The sequence below is a fragment of the Pedobacter sp. GQ55 genome, assembly GCF_059758925.1.
Genome location: NZ_JCAXEI010000015.1, coordinates 32,983 through 51,995, shown reverse-complemented (window position 1 = coordinate 51,995; position 19,013 = coordinate 32,983). Strand labels below are relative to the sequence as shown.

The 19,013-nt window shown below is 39.0% G+C and carries 14 protein-coding genes and 1 riboswitch; of the genes, 10 read left to right on the top strand and 4 right to left on the bottom strand.

The genetic code is table 11. The features are described from left to right. Positions 1-2 precede the first annotated feature (2 nt). From AC6CH7_RS24530 to AC6CH7_RS24520, 3 genes are all read right to left on the bottom strand, one after another. Positions 3-2,468: a transglycosylase domain-containing protein gene (locus tag AC6CH7_RS24530; protein ID WP_498265222.1), complete on the bottom strand. Its 2,466-nt coding sequence runs from the start codon at positions 2,466-2,468 to the stop codon at positions 3-5. Between the two features lie 314 nt (positions 2,469-2,782). Further along, positions 2,783-4,432 (bottom strand): ArnT family glycosyltransferase, encoded by a 1,650-nt coding sequence (locus tag AC6CH7_RS24525; RefSeq protein ID WP_498265221.1) that lies wholly within the window; start codon positions 4,430-4,432, stop codon positions 2,783-2,785. 89 nt (positions 4,433-4,521) lie between these two features. Beyond that, positions 4,522-6,084 carry a family 43 glycosylhydrolase gene (locus AC6CH7_RS24520; RefSeq protein WP_498265220.1) on the bottom strand — a complete coding sequence of 521 codons (1,563 nt, stop codon included), beginning with the start codon at positions 6,082-6,084 and terminating at the stop codon, positions 4,522-4,524. 177 nt (positions 6,085-6,261) lie between these two features. Between AC6CH7_RS24520 and AC6CH7_RS24515 the strand changes: the two genes are divergently transcribed. Further along, on the top strand, positions 6,262-7,143 hold the full coding sequence (locus AC6CH7_RS24515; protein WP_498265219.1) for a polyphosphate kinase 2 family protein: 882 nt from the start codon (positions 6,262-6,264) through the stop codon (positions 7,141-7,143). On the opposite strand, the gene AC6CH7_RS24510 is transcribed toward AC6CH7_RS24515, so the two are convergent. Continuing rightward, positions 7,144-8,391 carry a serine hydrolase gene (locus AC6CH7_RS24510; RefSeq protein ID WP_498265218.1) on the bottom strand — a complete coding sequence of 416 codons (1,248 nt, stop codon included), beginning with the start codon at positions 8,389-8,391 and terminating at the stop codon, positions 7,144-7,146. It lies immediately after the preceding gene. Between the two features lie 201 nt (positions 8,392-8,592). Here AC6CH7_RS24510 and AC6CH7_RS24505 point away from each other — a divergent pair, with 201 nt between their 5' ends. The 9 genes from AC6CH7_RS24505 (at position 8,593) to AC6CH7_RS24465 (ending at position 18,965) form a co-directional block, all read left to right on the top strand. Continuing rightward, positions 8,593-9,276, top strand: a complete 684-nt coding sequence (locus AC6CH7_RS24505) for a response regulator transcription factor (RefSeq protein WP_498265217.1) — start codon at positions 8,593-8,595, stop codon at positions 9,274-9,276. Positions 9,277-9,313: 37 nt separating this feature from the next. Then, a riboswitch (cobalamin riboswitch) is annotated at positions 9,314-9,520 on the top strand. A gap of 97 nt (positions 9,521-9,617) precedes the next feature. Then, a complete protein-coding gene (locus AC6CH7_RS24500; protein WP_498265216.1) occupies positions 9,618-11,678 on the top strand; it encodes a TonB-dependent receptor in 2,061 nt (686 codons plus the stop codon). A gap of 5 nt (positions 11,679-11,683) precedes the next feature. After that, positions 11,684-12,835, top strand: coding sequence for a YncE family protein (locus AC6CH7_RS24495; RefSeq protein WP_498265215.1), 1,152 nt, complete (start codon positions 11,684-11,686; stop codon positions 12,833-12,835). Positions 12,836-12,852: 17 nt separating this feature from the next. Further along, complete coding sequence (locus tag AC6CH7_RS24490; RefSeq protein ID WP_498265214.1) at positions 12,853-13,767, top strand: PKD domain-containing protein; 915 nt, start codon at positions 12,853-12,855, stop codon at positions 13,765-13,767. Positions 13,768-13,782: 15 nt separating this feature from the next. Then, complete coding sequence (locus AC6CH7_RS24485; protein ID WP_498265213.1) at positions 13,783-14,877, top strand: YncE family protein; 1,095 nt, start codon at positions 13,783-13,785, stop codon at positions 14,875-14,877. A gap of 24 nt (positions 14,878-14,901) precedes the next feature. Further along, positions 14,902-16,011 carry a YncE family protein gene (locus tag AC6CH7_RS24480; RefSeq protein ID WP_498265212.1) on the top strand — a complete coding sequence of 370 codons (1,110 nt, stop codon included), beginning with the start codon at positions 14,902-14,904 and terminating at the stop codon, positions 16,009-16,011. A gap of 29 nt (positions 16,012-16,040) precedes the next feature. Beyond that, the gene (locus AC6CH7_RS24475; protein ID WP_498265211.1) at positions 16,041-17,144 is read left to right on the top strand and encodes a cell surface protein; all 1,104 of its coding nucleotides are present in this window, start codon (positions 16,041-16,043) and stop codon (positions 17,142-17,144) included. 64 nt (positions 17,145-17,208) lie between these two features. Continuing rightward, on the top strand, positions 17,209-18,303 hold the full coding sequence (locus AC6CH7_RS24470) for a DUF5074 domain-containing protein (RefSeq protein WP_498265210.1): 1,095 nt from the start codon (positions 17,209-17,211) through the stop codon (positions 18,301-18,303). Positions 18,304-18,383: 80 nt separating this feature from the next. Then, a complete protein-coding gene (locus AC6CH7_RS24465) occupies positions 18,384-18,965 on the top strand; it encodes a DUF6580 family putative transport protein (protein WP_498265209.1) in 582 nt (193 codons plus the stop codon). Positions 18,966-19,013 lie beyond the last annotated feature (48 nt).

The window sequence follows — 19,013 nt, the reverse complement described above, 5'->3', positions numbered from 1 at the left end:
AACTACTGTTGTTCATTTTTCTTTCTCTCTTTTTCTTTTTCCTTTTCTTCCTGGCGCTGCTTTCTCTTTAACTGACGCTCTTCTTTTTTAGTTAGGGGAGCTTCTGTGGCTGGTTGTTGTGGTTTAGCAGGTTCAGGTGTTTTATTTTCTTCAGGCTTAGGAACTACAACATCCTGTTGAACAGGTTGTACTTCTTCAGCCGGAGGAACATCAAAATTCGTTGAATCTACAGCCATGCTGTCGGTACTTGTGGTGTCAACAGTATATCTAGGCGTAGGGCAATCAATATCTCTGGTAATTTTAACTTTCGATTTAGGGAAAGGGCCCATTGTATATCCGGTACTTTGATCCTTGTAAACCTTTTCCATAAATTTCGCGAAAATAGGCAGGGCAGTTCTTGAACCTTCACCGGTTTCCCCGTTTTTAAAGTGTGCAGTGCGTTCGTCGCAGCCAACCCAAACACCCGTAACCAGATCCTTGGTAACCCCCATATACCAGGCATCAACATAATCCGATGATGTTCCTGTTTTGCCACCAATTTGGTTGTTGTTTTTCCACAGATCCCATTCCCAAAGTGCCTGCGAAGTTCCACCGGGTTCTTCCATACCGCCTCTAAGCATATATAGCATTAACCAGGCTATTTCTTCGGTAAGTGTTCTTTTTGTTTTCGGCTTAAATTCTTTAATGACGTTATCATCCAGATCGGTAACCTTTTCGACCAGAATAGGTTCGGTGTTGATACCGCCATTTAAGAAGGTTCCATATGCTTTAACCATTTCATATACAGTTACATCATTTGGTCCAAGGCTCACAGAAGGTACAGAAGCCAGGTGACTATCAATACCACATTCATGTGCCCATTTTACCACGTTTTCTGCGCCTACTTTTTCAGTAACCTGAGCAGTAATGGTGTTTACTGATTTGGCCATGGCCCAGCGTAGCGACATTTCACGATAGCTATTGCTCCAGTCTGCATTTCTTGGCTCCCAATATTCTGTCTTTCCATTTTCCTGATAAGAGATGCGGACAGGTTTGTCTGTAAACTTATCGCACGGACTCATTCCTGATTCCAAGGCTGCTAAATAAGCAAATGGTTTAAAGGTAGAACCGGCTTGTCTTTTAGATTGATTTACATGGTCATATTTAAAGAACTTATGATCAATACCGCCAACCCAAACTTTAATCTTTCCATTAAAGGGATCCATGGTCATCATTCCGGTATTCATTATCTTCCCATAATACCTGATGGAATCCATGGTCGAAAAGAGCGTATCTCTGTCGCCTTTCCAGGTAAAAATTTTCATCTTCTTTTTCTTATTGAAATAGGCTTCTACCGAATCAGGAGCATTGCTGAATTTCTTTTGAAGAAGCGCATATATAGGTAAGTTTTTCTTCGCGCGCTCAGGATAGTCTACCTTTTTCTTTTCCGAATCTTCCCATGGATCTTCCTTACCCCAAACGTTATAAAACCTTTTCTGAATCACCTTCATTTGTTCTGAAACAGCTTCCTCTGCATATTTTTGCAGTTTAGAATCTATGGTGGTATATATTTTCAGACCGTCTTCATACAAGTCGTAACCATTCTCTTCACACCATTTTTCCAGGTATTTATCCACTGCAGCCCTTAAGTAAGAGTCGCCATCGCTACCTTCATCAATACGTCCTTCTTTAAGCTTTATTGATTTGCGTTTGAAACTGTCCAGCTGAGCAGCATTGATGTAATTGTATTTATTCATTTGAGCCAAAGCCACATTGCGTCTTTCTAAGGCTCTTTCAGGGTTTTTTATAGGGTTATAGAAACTCGTGCCTTTTAACATACCCACCAATAAGGCCGATTCCGGTATATCCAGTTCGTTTGTCTGCTTATCAAAATATATTCTTGCCGCTGTTTTTATTCCATAAGCATTATTCCCAAAAGAAACGGTATTCAGGTACATGGTTATGATGTCGTTTTTGGAATAATTAGATTCCAGTTTAACAGCTGTAAGCCATTCTTTAAGCTTAGGTATAAGCGTCCGCAATAGCGGGATATGACTTAAAAGTCCTTGCGATTTATTATAACGTGTGCGATAAAGGTTTTTCGCCAACTGCTGAGTAATTGTACTGGCACCTCTTTTATCACCGGTAGCGGTAGATATCCCGCTTGATAGTAAGGAACGAAAATCGATTCCCATGTGGCTGTAAAAGCGTACGTCTTCAGTCGCTACAAGTGCATTAATTACACTTGGTGCTATTTCATTAAAATTTACCGGAGTACGGTTTTCTTTGTAATAGCGGCCAATTAATTTGCCGTCGGCCGTGTATAATTCTGAGCCTACACGAAGGGTAGGGGCTTTTATATCTTTAGAGGAAGGAGAATAACCAAATAACCATAAAAAGTTAAGTTGCAACGCACAAAAGAAGATAATGATACAAAAAAGAACTATGCTCGAATAACGGATGTACTTATTGCGAATTTCTTTAAACATGTGATAAAGATGAAAAAAAACGTAAAACTGTTAGTGTTAAATAGTGTTAAAACTTGCAATGCAAATAAACACAATTAATTAATAAACTGGTTGATTTGATATTTGAAGTTGCTTTATTCTATTTAGCGTATAATTGAGCGTGTAAAAAGATTTATAAAACAATTGTTAATCAGGAAAATAAGAACGCAAATGCCAGTTCTCAGCATCTGGAATTACTATGAATTTAGGCTTTATGCTTCAAAAAACATAAACAAAGATAATAAATTGGGAGTCCAATTATTCAAGAAATCATGATGATGATCACAGCTGCGTTGTTATTTAATTTTTACCAGATAAAAATGTTCCAGAACCGAGGGGCGGCTATTTGCCAGTATAAACTTTGCTTTCAGTTTGGTGATGTGGTAATATTCAAATCGTTTTAGTATTTCCAACTGGTATTTACTTTTAAGATAGGGCAACTCTGATTCATGGGTATAGATCACCGTCTCTTGGTGTTGCTTCGCCTTTTCAAGGTCGGCATCATCGTATAGGTAATTGACTTCTCTATTCGCATAGAAATCAAAAGAGAAAGCATGATCGTATCTGAAAACAGCCGGGATAGCTTTTATATCGTTTTCCTGCAGCCACGTGCCTGCTTCCATGCCCGACTGGTATTTTAAAATAGAAGGATAAAAGAACACATAAAGAAAACTCATTATCCCAATTGATAAAATTGCACCTCTGCCTACAATGGTTTTAATGAATGCTCCTTTAAATAATAAAAAAGCACTAACTGCGGCGATTAGTAAAATTGCAACTGCCACCCCATAAAACTGAAATTTGAAACAAACTGCAATTGTGCCAAGCAGTAAAATCACAATCAGGAAGATCACATTTTGTACAATAACGAATATTTTGATTCCCTTTTCACCGATCCTCACTAAATATAGGGCGGCAATGATCGAAAATTGGGGAAATATCACCAGTATATAATGGGGGAGCTGGAATTTAGAAAATGAAAACAACAAAAAGGTTATAAATGCCGAACTCCAGATGATAATTGTTTCCGGAGGAAGATCATTTCCTGAACGTTTTTTAAATAAGTCGATTATGCCCGCATAAAACAGTACAGACCAGGGTAAAAATGCCCATAAAGTAGTATGCAGGAAAAAGGAGAGGTCACCCTTACCTTTAATTGGGCCGGTATTAAAGAACCGACCGAACTGGCTATCCCAGAAAAAGAATTTAAGTCCTGATACCCCTTGCTGCCCAAATACTGTTTTTTCAGGATGCAGGTCAAATTGCACATACAGGGAATATAGTTCGGGGGTTATAAAAATTAAAATAAGTGCAATGGCGATCCACCATTTCGGTTTTAACAATTCCTTTAATTGTCTGGTTATAGCCCAGTAAATAATAAAACCACAAAATACCGGAACCAGGACAAATATGCCTTTAACCATTACTGCGCAGGCTGCAAAAAAAGACCCTGCAACAATATGTAAGAAAGATTTTTGACGTGCCTTGTCGTAATGGTAAATGGCCGCTGTAACAAATGCTGCAAGGTAAGCTTCGGCTCTTACGTCAGAATTGGAGATTAATACATGCAAACTTGTTAGAAATATAATAACACTAATCAGCGCAGTTTGCCGGTTAAAATGATCCTTAGTAAAACGATAAAGGTAAAACGTCCCCATCAAACTAATTAAAAAGGAGGGGAGTTTATAGGCAAAAGCAGATACCCCAAAAAGCTTAAAACTTGCAGCAGCGAGCCAGAAAGGAAGATGCGGTTTATCCAGCCAGTCTTTGCCATGTACATAAAGGTTAAGCCAGTCCTTTCTCAGGATCATATTTTTGGAAATTCCGGCATATAAGGCCCCGTCCGGTTCCATTACCTCGTTAAATAATGACAAACAGCTAATAGCAATCAGCACCCAAATCAGCACTTGATAACACCTGTCTTCAGATAATTTTAAGGATATCATAGGTAGCTAAAGTATCCTTAAGCTATAAGCTGATTATTAACTTATTAATACCTAATAGTTAAATAGCCAGCTTGTCCAATGTTTATGGTTTATTTTCGTTTTATGGTAGTAGAAAACTTTATTTTACGATTCTTTTCAATTGTATAATGGATGCCTCCATCAGTGCTGTAAGAAGCACCGGCATTCTGTTCAGTAGCTTCATCATGATACATAAAGCCATAAGCCCCCTTTTTTGAAGCAGACTTTAATGCCAATACATAGCGGTTGCCTGCCACAACACGAATATCTGGACGAACGATAATATTTGAGGGCGACCAGCTCACCGAATCTTTAGCGATGTTAATTGTTTTTAGCGGTTTTCCAACTGGCAGGAAAGAGGCATCTGCCTGATAGAGCATTAAGGTCAGATCGGCATCAGGATCATTGTTTTGGAAAGTAGTAACCGAAACAGTATTGAGAATTCCACTGCGGCTTGCTTTAAATCCCTGTCCACGTTGAGTCTGCTGGCCAATGTCGCAAAAGTCTTTGAAATTTTTAATACCCGTATCATTATCCACGTCCTTAATCACCTGCTGTTTTCCCTTGCTGCCTATTGCCAGCGAAAGTGTAACCTCATTCTGGCAGACCATCGGAAGTATAGAACCATCCTCCCCAAAGCTTAAAGGTGCCCAGTAAAAATTAGCAAGTGATTCATTTTTTGCAGCATTGTTCCATAGATCGCTTCCATAGAGGTAGATCACGCCCGAAGTTAATTTTATCGGCGAAACAAATGAAGGCTGCCCCCCGCAAGAATTATTACTGATCTGAATTCCTTCAGACCATGGGCCTAACGGTGTTTTTGCCGTTCGGTAAGAAGTGCCGGTTCCAGCACAATAGCCACAGTTAGGGTCTGAATAGGTCAGGTAATAGATCCCGTTTCTTTCAAACAAAGAAGGAGCTTCTGTTTGCCCTGGTGTAATTGCTTTGGTAACCGTTCCGCTGCCACTCAGGTAATCACCATTCAATTTTTCAATCACTATTGTGCCTTTTGATCTCCAATCGGTATAAGCCAGGTATCCGGTACCATCTTTATCTACAAAAGTATCGTGATCTCCATTGTTCAATCCAGCGGCAGGAGCGTCTGCATTGACCGCCAATTTTGGTTCTGCAACTTCAGTAAACGGACCCGCAGGACTTTTACTGGTAAGTACCCGAAAGCCGGAAACATTGTCGTAAACATTGATCCATAGTACATATAAAGAAGTTTTTTTGTTGAAAATGACATGCGGGCGAAAACAGCCATAAGTGCTTCCGTTACATCTCGACTGCCATAGGGGAGTGTTGGCATCAAATAAAAAGCCGTTAGCTGTCCAATGCACCATGTCTGTCGAAGAATAGGTTTTAAATCCACAAAAAGGTGCTTCTTTTTTACCCCATTGAAAACCACATCCGTAACTTGTTCCATACAAATAATAAACACCTTCAAAAAACGCAATTTCTCCGTCATGGGCATCTAAGGCTTCTCCAATAGTACTAAACCTTGTAACCTGTTCAGAAGCATCATTGAAATTCCGAAAAGTAGTCTTTGTTTGTCCTTGTGCACTTACTGATAACAAGACGATTATAAACAGGATTAGCGTAGCTAAATTAGATTTTTTGAAGAAGTACTGCATATTACACATGAAACACAATTGCTTAATTATTATTCGGAGAACAAACCAAATTTAAAGATTAAACGCCTAAGCAAGCTGTCCAATTTGATTAAAGAAATGTATTTTTTGATAAAAATCATCTTGATGCTGCAGTGCTTTTTCTGAGTTTTATTCTATATTTAGCTAAACATGTAGCTTATGAAAGATGAGATAGAACAGTATTTGGCAGCACCAGGAAAAAAAGTATCTCTTAAAAACTATGATACCCGTTACAGAGGGAATCTGGAGAAAGAAGAAGGGAAGGAAAGGCTGGAAGAGATTAAACTTAACTTAAGTGCTGCTCAGGAAACACTATATGCAGAAAATACACGCTCTGTGTTGATTATTTTTCAGGCAATGGATGCCGCAGGGAAAGATAGCGCCATACAGCATGTGATGTCTGGCTTAAACCCACAGGGCTGCCAGGTCTACAGTTTTAAAGCTCCGAATTCCGAAGAATATGACCACGATTTTCTATGGCGCCATTATAAGGCCCTGCCAGAAAAGGGGAGAATAGGAATTCATAACCGGTCCCATTATGAAAACGTGCTGGTTTGTAAAGTACATCCCGAATATGTGCTTAATGAGAACATTCCTGGATATCAGGATGTAAAAAAGATTGACAATGCGTTCTGGAAAAAGCGTTACGACAGCATCAGGAACTTTGAACAACACTTAAACGAAAATGGAACCGTTATCATAAAAATATTCCTGTATGTTTCTAAAGAAGAGCAAAAACAACGGTTTTTGGATAGGATAAATGATCCGGCAAAGAATTGGAAATTTGCTTCGGGAGATATAGCAGAGCGTAAATTATGGAAGCAGTACATGACTGCTTATGAGGAGGCAATAACTGCAACCTCCACAGAAAGCGCTCCATGGTATATTATTCCGGCCGATCAGAAATGGTATGCACGATTGGCAATCAGCCATATACTGGCTGAAACACTCAAAAAGCTTAACCTTAAATTCCCGGTTCTGGCAAAAGAAGAAGTAAAGAAACTGGATGATATAAAGGCGCAATTGCTCAATGAAGAATAGTTAATTATACTTCATCCTGAATTTTTTAAGATCAGGTACGGTTTTACGTTTCCTTTCCAGCTCATGCGCATAAATCGTCTGGCCAAGGTTTTTCATAAAAGGAAAGCATACCGTATCATATTCGTATTTGTTGTCGTTAAAAATGCCGTCCTGATTTGATTGAACCACGGCTGTAAGAAAGAATTCAATATTGTTTTTGAAATCTACGAAATACGAATTATCGATAATGAAACCGTAGGAGTCGCCATATTTATTAAATATCCTGATGTTCGAATCAATTTGAGCATCCTTATCCCTGCCATAGTACAGCATTTTGGCGTATGTCGGCCAGAATGCTTTAGGGTCATAAGCAGGGTAGTCGCTTTCAGTCGGCAATTTGCTCATGTAAGTATAGATCAGTTTATAGTCGTCAGGGGTTAAATTAAACCGTTCCTTAATAGCAAAAGCCTCCGGGTATATCAGTTTCCTCATCATGGTCTGCTGATCCGAAATGCTAAAAGCATTCTTATTTTCGAGGTTAAAAGGCTTATTTATCAGTTTATCTGTGCTGTCGAGATAACCCGTACCCATAACCGTATTTGTTAACGAAAGCACATATTCTTTAGGATCGTACTGCGCGGCCTGGCTATACACCAGTTTATCTCCATTGTAGAATTTAATAGGGTTGGTATGTTTTGCCGTTTCGCCAGCATCACCTATAGCCAATCGGTTTAAGATCCGGCTGTTGTCAAAACCGTATTTCTTTAGCTTGCTGTTAATTTCAGCGCGGCCAATAAACTCAAACAGCCGGTTAAATGCATCGTTATCGCTGGTAAGTAATATTTTTTTAATGTAATGTTCAATAGATGGCAATTCATTTTTAGCTGTACTATCGGTCAGTACCTTGGTTTGTGCAGTATAGGAGCTATCGCTAATCATAGTGCTTTTGGCTGTTAACCCGGCTATTTTAAGTTCATTTACTTTTTCAAGTGCAAAAATTACCGCTGCCAGTTTAACTGTACTTGCGGGGTAAAAGTACCTGTGGTCGTCTAAATTATAGCTATAGGTTTTAAAAACAGGCTTATTTTTCGCGTCCCTGTCAATCTGAGTATAAAGAACCTGAATCTGATTCTTTTGCGGATGGTTTAGTATTCCTGCAAAAAGATCAGGGTGCTTACCCATCAATTGCGCTATAAAGGTAGTATCTGTTTTCTGAGCCATTGCATTCAGGCTAACCATAACAAGTAAAAAGGAGACAAACTTCATCATCACAATAAGAATTATAATGGGAATAAATATAAGGATAAAAGAGGATTGCGAGCTGTTTTTACGTTAAGTTAGTTTTCGCGCAAAGTGACCGTAAAAAAACAGCAAAATCAATCCCTGTTTTTAGGTATTTTGTTTCCTGTGATACGTTATTACTTTGTATATTTAAATGATAACTGCAATCTTTATTAATGCTTTCAATATATGAGTAAAAACGCCCTTATCCAAAGTAAGATTGATAATGCTATAGCCAAAATTTCTGCAATAGCAGATGAACTCCCTGGTGTTGTTATTTTGCATGACCTTAGGGACTGGTCTGTTGCCTGGATGTCTAAAAGAGGGCTGCAGCAGCTTGGCGTTTCCCTGGAGGACATTACCAAAATAACTGCCGAAGAATATTACAACAGGTATTTCAACGAAGATGACGCTAAAGATTATGTGCCTAAAATACTGGGTTTGATAGAACAAAATAATGATGAGCACCTGTGTACTTTTTTTCAGCAGGTTCGTTTCTCAGATTCAAGCGACTGGAACTGGCACATGTCAAGCGTAAAGGTTTATATCCGGGACGAGGATAACAAGCCATTGCTTGTTATCACAATCGCGTTGCCAATTGATTCGATGCACCACATGACCGTTAAGGCATCCAGGCTGCTCGAAGAGAATAACTTTCTGCGGAACAACTACCATCATTTTACAAAATTAAGTGCCCGGGAACGTGAAATTTTGGGGCTAATGGCCCTGGGTAAATCCTCATCAGAAACGGCAGAAAAGCTTTTTATTTCACCCAGTACGGTCGAAACACATCGAAAAAACATCAAGCAAAAACTCAACACGCACTCTTATTACGAGATCTGTCAATATGCCAGAGCGTTCGATTTGATATAGAAAGCTAATCAGGTTTGCTTCAAGCTATTTATTTAAGTACATTTGCATCGCTTTTGGTTCCCGATGTGCTTATTCGGGATTAAAAGGGAATACGGTGCAAATCCGTAACTGTCCCGCAGCTGTAAGCTTCATAACGGTGTTCAAATCAAGGCCACTTTTTCTGGTCCTTTAAAAGGGATGAAGGATTGGGAAGGCAGAATAACCGGAAGTAAGTCAGAAGACCTGCCATAAGTGGTAATATTTCATAGCTTTCGGGGATTGAAGCTTGGAGTGAGTGCTTGTTTATTGTATTTCATTTCCTTGATCTAACTGTTTGCTGTGGGTAACAAGCTCACAACAAAATGAAAAGAAGTAAAAACGCTTTTACAGGCGTAAAGTCTATTTTTTTTACTTTTCTGGCTATTATATGGCTGGGCATGTGTACGTCTGTTCAGTCGTTTGCCCAAACTGATTCCATAAAACGCAACACTACAGATTCTGCACATAAGGTTAATCAGCTTAAAGAGGTACAGATCAGAAAAATAAAGATCACCAAAAGACAAACTTCTTCAACACCTTTACAAATATTATCAGGAGCGGAGCTCGAAAAGCTAAACAGCCTTTCAGTGGCTGATGCCGTTCGTTTCTTTTCGGGCGTGCAGCTTAAAGACTATGGGGGCATTGGTGGTCTGAAAACCATTAATGTGCGGAGTATGGGAACAAACCATACGGCAGTTTTTTATGACGGGGTGCAATTGGGCAATGCACAGAACGGCCAGGTAGATCTTGGTAAATTTTCATTGGATAATATCGAGGAGATAGAACTATATAACGGACAAAAGAGCGCTATTTTTCAATCTGCAAAAGGTTTTGCCTCAGCAAGCTCATTATATCTTACTTCAAAACAACCGGATTTCCCGGACGGCAGAACCCAAAAAATTCGTGCATCAGTAAAAGCAGGGTCATTCGGCCTTATAAATCCATCTTTATTGTGGCAAAGCAAAATAAGTAACAATATTTATGGCACCCTAAGTGCCGAGTATAAAAATGCCAATGGCAAATATAAATTCCGGTCTACCAATGGGGTATACGATACTACAGCGGTAAGAAAGGATGGCGATATTGAAACCATGAGGTTAGAGCTGGGATTAAACGGAGTATTGCCCGACAGTAGTAAGTGGAAAGTAAAACTATACGGTTATAAAGACAACCAGGGCTTGCCGGGTGCAGTGGTCAACAACGTGTTTGCATTTTCACAACGGATGTGGAATAAGAACTTTTTCGCCCAATCTTCCTATGAAAAGAATGTAGGAAAGTACAGTTTGCTGGCAACAGCCAAATATGGAAATGACAGTCAACGTTACCTAAACCCGGATATCGTAACGATTGATGGGTTACAGGAAAACAATTTTCATCTACAGGAAATATATGTATCACTGGCTAATAAGTTGAAAATTACCAATTACTGGGATGTAGTATTGTCTACAGATTATCAGCGGAACGATTTAAACGCAGACCTTTATCGTTTTTCATATCCGGTAAGAAACACTATTTTAACGGCTTTGGCTACCCAGTTTCGCTTTGCTAAATTTGACATTCAGGCCAACTTACTAAGCACCCTTAAGTACGATAAGACTCAAAGCGGGCCGGCAGATAAAAATAGAAACGAACTGACACCAACTGTTATGTTGTCATGGCAGCCCTTTAACCAGAAAGAGTTTAGGCTGCGTTCGTTTTATAAAAGCATTTTCCGTATGCCAACCTTTAATGACCTTTATTACACCAATTACGGATTTACCGTTTTAAAACCCGAGTATACCAAACAATACGATTTAGGGTTTACTTATATAAAAGGGTACCGGGGTAGGATGTTGAGCCAGTTTTCGATACAGGCAGATGCCTATTATAACAAAGTTAAAAACAAGATAGTTGCCGTGCCAGGCAACAGTCAGGCAAGATGGAGTATGCAGAACCTGGGGCTTGTAGAAATCAAGGGGCTAGATGTGAACATCCAAACTGCATGGCAGCTTACCGATTACATCAACTTTACAACAGGTCTTAGCTATACTTATCAAAAGGCAATAGATGCAGATAAAGCCTCAGCAAGCTATAAGGATTTAATTCCTTACACCCCAATTCATAGCGGGTCTTTTTTAGCAAGCGCAGTGTATAGAAATTTCTCAATGAATTACAGCTTCATTTATACCGGAGAACGTTATAATCAAAGTACAAATAACGTATACAACTATGTGCAGCCATGGTATACTCACGATTTAGCCTTGCATTGCAACACAAAAATAAATAGCCGAGAAGTTCGCCTCACCGCAGAAATCAATAACCTGCTGAATCAGGATTATGAAGTGATTACGAACTTCCCTATGCCCGGTCGCTATTATCGTTTTGGATTAACCTATAACTATTAGCACTTATGAAAACGAATAAATTACTTAATGCCATTAGTTTAGTACTTCTAATTACCGCAATAGGACTTACGGTTTCTTGTCGTAAAGACCTTAAACCGGTACCTGAACAACAAGAAACCCTTTTGCCTCCTGATCCATCCGCTCAGGTTAAAGGATTTTATATCGTGAACGAGGGCAATATGAATATGAACAAGGCATCTTTAGATTACCTTGATTATACTACCGGAATTTACAGAAGAAACATTTATAATGAGGTAAACCCTGAAATCGTAAAGGGATTAGGTGATGTTGGTAATGATATAGGTGTTTATGGTTCCAAACTATATGTAGTCGTTAATGTATCCAATAAAATTGAGGTTTTGGATGTTAAAACCGGTAAACGGATTAAACAAATTAACATTACCAATTGTCGGTATATCACATTTAACGAAGGCAAAGCTTATGTGAGTGCGTACCTTGGTACAGTAGGAGATCCGAATGCCCCATTGGGGATTGTAGCTCAAATTGATACCAGCTCTTTAACAGAAATAAAAAGAGTAAATGTTGGCCGGCAGCCCGAAGAAATGGCTATTGTTGGCCAAAAGCTTTATGTGGCAAATTCAGGCGGTTATAGTCCTCAGAAATACGAAAGAACCGTTTCTGTCGTAGACCTGAATACATTTTCTGTCACCAAACAGATTGATGTAGCCATCAATTTACACAGAATAAAGGCTGACAGGTATGGTGACCTTTATGTAACCTCAAGGGGGAATTACTTTGATATCCCTTCAAAAATGTTTGTAATAGACACAAAAACAGATCAGGTAAAAAAGACCTTTGACATCGCGGTAAACAACCTTGCTATTGATGGAGATATCGCTTATTACTATGGTTCAGAATGGAACTATAACGAAGCAAAATACACGATAACCTACGGTATGCTCAACGTAAAAGACGAAGTAATACTCGATCAGAAGTTCATTACAGACGGAACGGAGAAATCAATTGCCATTCCTTATGGAATAGCCGTGCATCCCATTACCAGGGAAGTTCTGGTTACCGATGCTAAAAATTATGTTTCGCCAGGCACACTTTACTGTTTCGATCCCCGCGGGAAAAAGAAATGGTCGGTCAATACCGGAGATATTCCTGCTCACTTTGCATTTGTATATAAATAACCATATCTAAATTAAAAATGAAGTTCAATCAAAATGCAATTCTTGGTCTTTCAGCAGTTTTACTTTTGCAGTTGTGTTTAAGCTCCTGTTCAAAGGACGAAGATGTTAATAGGGATACTTACATTCCACGCCCAATAACAAGTACAAGCAGTAAATTTATCACTAAAATCTATGAATATGAGCCGGCTCCTGGTCAATTTATAAACTCTTTAACAGGTAGCCCGGAAAGTGCACAAAAAACTATAGGGGATGTTAAGAACACCAGTCTGGTATCTTTGGGAGGCTTTGGTGGCTTCATTACCTTTGGTTTTGATCACTCTATAATTAATAAAGATGGAAATGACCTGGCTATTTATGGAAATCCTTTAGGCCCAATACAACAATGGTCTGAGCCAGGCATTGTTCAGGTTAGTCAGGATAAAAATGGAAACGATTTACCTGACGATGAATGGTATGAACTGGCAGGAAGTGAGCATACTGCCGCCACAACAATTAAAAACTATGAAATCACTTATTATAACCCCAAAGCAACAGCAAATGTAACCTGGAAAGACAATCAAGGTAAAACGGGAAGTGTCGAGGTAAACGGATTTCATAACCATAACTATTATCCACTTTTCGCTGCAAATCAGGATAGCATCAAATTTAAAGGAACTTTGCTGAAATCTACATGGGGTAAATTAGGGAGCATTTTTGTAAATCTCGCATTCGAATGGGGATATACAGATAGCTATTCAACCGGCGATGATTATGATAACAAACGTTACAACGCATTCGATCTATCTTGGGCAGTAGATAAAAACGGCAACCAAGTAAATCTTACTGCTGTCGATTTTGTAAAAGTATACACGGGTCAAAATGAAAAAGGAAACACTTTACTTGGCGAAATATCTACAGAAGTAGGGGGTGCCGCTGATTTAAATATAAATTAAGTAACTATCTATAAGATGAATTATAACAAACTCATACTTTGTTTTTTAGGCGGGTTTATGGCGCTAACCATCGCTTGTAAAAAAGATAAAGTTAACGGTGGCGATGAGCCAGAGGCTTTAATGCCAAAAGAAACCATTGGCGTTTATATGTTGTGCGAAGGCACCATGAATAATAATAATGGTGCGATCTCCTATTACAATATTAAAACAGGCGATTCAGAGAAAGATTACTTTAAAAAAGTAAACGGATACGCATTGGGCGAAACCGCAAATGATTTACAGCGCTACGGCAGTAAAATGTACTGTGTAGTTTCAGGAATACAAGGGGGTAAAAATTCATATCTGGAAGTTATAGAAGTTGCTACAGGAAAATCATTAAAAAGAATTCCCTTTTTTGATGCCGAAGGTGAGTATATACCACGTTATGTAGCTTTTAACAAAAATAAAGCTTATGTGTCTGGTTATGACGGAAAAATTACCCGTGTAGACACAGCAACTTTAGCCATTGACTCAAGAGTTGCAGTGGGTGGGGCACTTGAAGGGCTAGCTGTCGTAAATAATAAAATCTATGTTAGCAATTCAGATCATCCGATTCATCCCGACGGCAAAAAGGATGTAGTTTCTGTTGTGGATCTGACCACTTTTACAAAAACACAGGATATCGAAGTTATCCATAATCCGGTTAGAATTGCAGCAGCAGGAAATGGGGATTTATTGGTGATTTCATGGGGTAATTATGGCGACATAGCACCTGGTCTAACACGTATTAATAGCACAACAGACAAGGTTACAGGTAACTACGAATACAGCGCAGGGGCATTAGCTATAGGAGGAAATACTACCTATTTAAGTCTGAATTGGGGGACGTCTATAAAACCACTTGATGTAGGTACTGGTATAATGGGTAAGGAGTTTATTACAGACGAGACCATTATCGGGAGCATTTACGGAATAACCTTTAATCCGGTAGGTAACGAAGTTTACATCGGAGATGATAAAAATTATGCAACAGAAGGAAAAGCATTTTGCTTCGGTGCTGATGGTAAAAAGAAGTTTGAATTTGCAACCGGTCCCTTACCACAACACGCAGTATTCAACTACGGATATTAATAAAAATATATAAAAACAATAATCATGAATAAACCAGTACTAAACTATAGAAAGCCAGCATTGTTCGCAATCCTTGGCAGTGTTTTAGGATTAGCATCCTGTAAAAAAGACAGGCTCCCTGTAATAAATGATAGGCCAGTTTCTACAGCCGGTATATATGTATTGTGCGAAGGCGCTTTTGGCCAGACGAACAATAGCTCTATTACTTATTATGAAATTGCTACAAAAAAGCTAACCCAGAACTATTTTCAGCTGCAAAACGCTATTCCTTTGGGGACTGATGCCAGTGATTTAAAACAATACGGCAGCAAAATGTATTGTGTAGTTACAGGAGCAAGGGACACGAACAAAGATGCACATGTTGAGGTCATTAACATTGCAACAGGAAAATCTATTAAAAGAATCCCTTTCTTTGATGATAATAAAGATTTTATGCCTCGCTATGTAGCATTCTACAAAAACAAAGCTTATGTATCTAGTTACGATGGTTATATCAGCAAAATTGATACTGCTACTTTAACCATAGAGTCGAGAATTGCAGTTGGTGGTGTACTAGAAGGTCTGGCTGTAGTAAATGGCAAACTATATGTAACCAATTCTAATCATGTTTGGTATCCTAATCCCAACAATTCATCCGTTTCTGTGGTTGACCTAAGTACATTCACAAAAAAACTTGATATCAATGTGGGTCTTAATCCAACAAAAATTGCAGCAACTGCCAATGGTGATCTGTTTACAGTAGTAAAAGGAAACTATGCCGATGTTCCGGCTCAACTGGTTAAATTGAGTAGTGTAACAGATAAAAAAATTAGTTCTAACGAAGTGGGTCTTGAATATTTAAATATTACCGGAACAAAAGGCTTTGTTATTGGTGACTTTAACGACCCACATGTTAAAACATTCGATATATCGACCGGCGCACTTAATGGAAATTTTGTTACAGATCAGACTGCAATTACAACCCCTTATGGCGTTACTGTAAATGCGCTGGATAACGACGTATATGTTGGGGACGCAAACGGTTATGCTCCAACAGGCAAGTTTTTTGGTTTTGGTGCTGATGGTAAAAAGAAATTTGAAATTGTTACAGGTGCTTTACCTCAATGTGCGGTATTCAATTACAACTATAAATAACGATATTGTATTCCTTAAGTAAACCCGTTATGAACATTAAATATTACCTACTTTTCGCCTTATTGAGCATTAGTGCTCTGTCTGCCTGTACAAAAGACGAGGATGCAGAGCAGGCTCCTGTGGTTAAAATGAAAATTGAAGATAGCCCTATAAACGGCAAGGTCAATGAAAAGATCGCATTTTCAGCTTTTAATGTCAACGACAAGGTTTATGATCAGGAATGGAAATTAGAAGGCGAGGTTACCAGTACTACCTCAACTTACGATTTTACGCCGCTAAAAGCAGGTATATATAACATAGAGTACACTGCTACAAATAGCAGTGGCTCTTTTAACTATAAATATGTGGTTAATGTGGGCATCCCAACAGTGCCCTCAAATCCGGGAAGCAATAATTACGTAACCAAAGTATTTGAATATTTACCAGCTCCAGGGCAATTCACCAACAAATCGTTAGGAACTCCAGAGGGCGCAAAAAGCATCGAGGGTAGACAGGGTATCGTATCTCTGGGTGCCTGGGGTGGATATATTGTACTCGGTTTCGACCATACGGTGATCAATGAAAATCAGAAAGACGACATTGTTATTTATGGCAACGCTCAGTCAAACTGGGCAGAACCGGGAGTAGTTTGGGTAATGCAGGACGAGAATGGAAACGGCAGACCGGATGATACCTGGTATGAGCTCAAAGGAAGTGAGTTTGGCCAAGAAGGATATGTTCGCGATTACGAGGTAACCTATACAAAACCAAGCACAGGTGGCAGTGTATCATGGAAAGATAATAAAGGAAAAACTGGTGTAGTGACCATTTCAGGAGCTACTTCACAGGCATTTCCATCATGGATAGAGGGTAACGAATATACACTTAAAGGCACATTGCTGCCTTCCTCGGGGATTAAACCTGAAACGCCAACATACATTACCAGTGCACCATTTGAATTTGGATATGCCGATAACAAGGTAGGTGTCGACAATATAGATATTGCAAATGCCATTGATAAAGATGGTAAAGCGGTACATCTTGCCGGTATAGATTTTATCAAAATCCAAACCGGTATCCAGGCAGATCTTGGCTGGTTAGGCGAACTGTCGACCGAAATAATAGGTGTTGCCGACTTAAATCTGGCTAAATAATTCCCCCAATTAATAATTAAATCAATTTTATAATAAGCCGCTCCAAAAAAATCAAAACAAATAAATGAACAACTTTAGTTTTAAAAAATCGCTTTTACTTACAGTATTAGCCGGAACGCTATTTGCTTGTAAAAAAGACAGCAACCAGGAAATTCAACAACCTGAACAAGGGAAATTCGAAGACGGATTCTTTGTGATCAACGAGGGCTGGTATGGCCATGGTACAGGTTCAGTAACCTTTTTCGACGCCGTTTCAGGCACATTAAAAGACAGCGTTTTTCAGAAAGAAAACCCTGGAAAAGACTTTGAACCCAAAAGCTCAACCATTCAGTTTGCAACCATATTCAATAAAAATCTATATGTAGTAAGTAAAATAGGTGGCCCTGTTGTAGTGGCTGACGCTACGACACTTAAGGAAGTTGGCCGTATCCCTGCATCGCCTCAAAGCGATTGGCGTGCTTTTATTGGTCTGGATGAAAATAATGGTCTTTTAAGTAGCAGCAAAGGCATCTTTAAAGTTAACCTTAAAACTTACGATGCACCTGCACAACTCGCCCGAACCGGTGGCCAAACAGGAGATATGCTTAAAGCAGGAAAATACGTTTATACCCTTTCTCAATCAGAGGGAGCGGTAATCTACAATGCTGCAGACCTTAGTGTAGCCAAAAAAATAAAAGATGTTTCACTGGGTTTTGCACAAACGCCAAACAATAAAGTATGGTATACAAAAGGAAAATTCCTGTATAACTCTGATCCATTAACCTTAGCTGCCGATAGTGTAGAATTGCCTTTTACACCTGTAAGCACATGGTCTGCCTGGTTTTCATCACCTATAATTGCATCTACTAAGGAAAACACGATTTTCCTTCTAAAGTCGCCGGGATTTGGTGGCGGTAAAATGCTGTACAGATATATAGAAGGAAATAAGACATCACTTGATCAGCCATTTATAACCACTCCTGATAAACAGTCATTCTACAAAAAGAACCTTGGTTATTATGCTAAAACAAACCAGATCGTAACCACAACAGTCCAGGACGGATATGGAGCCAATTATGGCGTAAACAACATTTACTTTTACGACGCCGCATCGGGTAACTTAGTTAAAAAGATTCCTTACCAGGGATATTATTTCCCGGCAATGTTTGTGTTTCATTAAAATATAACGGTTTTCATAATAAATACCTTGTTTTTTTATACCATAGAAATAATATAACTTTGTGTTATAATCTTAAAAATATGTCTGAATTTAAATTCAATCCACGTACTGCCATTCTTTTGCTAATTATTGTTGTGATCAGCCTCATTCGTGTTGCTGCTCCACTTTCAGATAATTTCAAAGAAATTGCAAATTTCTCTGCCGTGGGGGCGATAGCCTTATTTGGAGGAGCATATTTTAATAACAATTACAAAGCCTTCGGATTTCCGCTGTTGCTTTTGTTGTTAAGCGATATTTTCATCGCAAAAACATCTGGTTATGGCTTCTTTTATGCAGGCTGGTACTGGACCTATATCGCATTTGTGCTAATGGTTCTGGTTGCCAAGCTGATCATCAGGAAAGTAACGGTATTGAGTTTCCTAGGCGCATCTGCATTGGGGGTTCTGGTACACTGGATCGTTGCCGATATTGGCGTGATGTATTTTCCGGGGTTGTACGAACCAACCTTGGCAGGATACATTAAGTGCTTAGGAGCGGCAATACCTTACGAGAAATTATTCCTTTACGGAACACTTGCTTACAGTACCATTATGTTCGGTGCATTTGAGGTATTAAGAGCGAAGTATCCGCGTTTAAGTTTATCAGCAAATACATCGGTATAATTGTAATTAAGGTATCTATGATATTAATATTGTATTGAAAGTTATGTT

Bases quoted from the DNA above. Each gene is read 5' to 3' on its own strand.
- AC6CH7_RS24525 (WP_498265221.1), bottom strand. From the start codon at position 4,432: ATGATATCCTTAAAATTATCTGAAGACAGGTGTTATCAAGTGCTGATT.
- AC6CH7_RS24515 (WP_498265219.1), top strand. From the start codon at position 6,262: ATGAAAGATGAGATAGAACAGTATTTGGCAGCACCAGGAAAAAAAGTA.
- AC6CH7_RS24530 (WP_498265222.1), bottom strand. From the start codon at position 2,468: ATGTTTAAAGAAATTCGCAATAAGTACATCCGTTATTCGAGCATAGTT.
- AC6CH7_RS24485 (WP_498265213.1), top strand. From the start codon at position 13,783: ATGAATTATAACAAACTCATACTTTGTTTTTTAGGCGGGTTTATGGCG.
- AC6CH7_RS24510 (WP_498265218.1), bottom strand. From the start codon at position 8,391: ATGATGAAGTTTGTCTCCTTTTTACTTGTTATGGTTAGCCTGAATGCA.
- AC6CH7_RS24500 (WP_498265216.1), top strand. From the start codon at position 9,618: ATGAAAAGAAGTAAAAACGCTTTTACAGGCGTAAAGTCTATTTTTTTT.
- AC6CH7_RS24470 (WP_498265210.1), top strand. From the start codon at position 17,209: ATGAACAACTTTAGTTTTAAAAAATCGCTTTTACTTACAGTATTAGCC.
- AC6CH7_RS24505 (WP_498265217.1), top strand. From the start codon at position 8,593: ATGAGTAAAAACGCCCTTATCCAAAGTAAGATTGATAATGCTATAGCC.
- AC6CH7_RS24480 (WP_498265212.1), top strand. From the start codon at position 14,902: ATGAATAAACCAGTACTAAACTATAGAAAGCCAGCATTGTTCGCAATC.
- AC6CH7_RS24495 (WP_498265215.1), top strand. From the start codon at position 11,684: ATGAAAACGAATAAATTACTTAATGCCATTAGTTTAGTACTTCTAATT.
- AC6CH7_RS24520 (WP_498265220.1), bottom strand. From the start codon at position 6,084: ATGCAGTACTTCTTCAAAAAATCTAATTTAGCTACGCTAATCCTGTTT.
- AC6CH7_RS24465 (WP_498265209.1), top strand. From the start codon at position 18,384: ATGTCTGAATTTAAATTCAATCCACGTACTGCCATTCTTTTGCTAATT.
- AC6CH7_RS24490 (WP_498265214.1), top strand. From the start codon at position 12,853: ATGAAGTTCAATCAAAATGCAATTCTTGGTCTTTCAGCAGTTTTACTT.
- AC6CH7_RS24475 (WP_498265211.1), top strand. From the start codon at position 16,041: ATGAACATTAAATATTACCTACTTTTCGCCTTATTGAGCATTAGTGCT.